At 41.1% G+C, this 224-nt stretch carries 1 protein-coding gene; it reads left to right on the forward strand.

The genetic code is table 11. The features are described from left to right. On the forward strand, positions 1-224 hold a 224-nt coding region (locus ACVC3Y_RS03035), incomplete at both ends, for an SdrD B-like domain-containing protein (RefSeq protein ID WP_452226072.1).

Raw genomic sequence — 224 nt, forward strand, 5'->3', positions numbered from 1 at the left:
GAAGATCTTAACGGCGATGGAATACAAGATCCAGGAGAAGAAGGAATAGAAGGAGTAGAAGTTGTAATTACTGATGTTAACGGAGATGAAACAACAGTAACAACAGGAACGGATGGCTCATGGACAGCAACAGACATTCCAGTAGGAGATGCAGAAGTAGATGTTGATGAAACAACATTACCAGCAGATGTAAGTGGTACTTTAACAACAGGAACTTCAGATCC

The sequence above is a fragment of the Lacinutrix cladophorae genome, assembly GCF_053604645.1.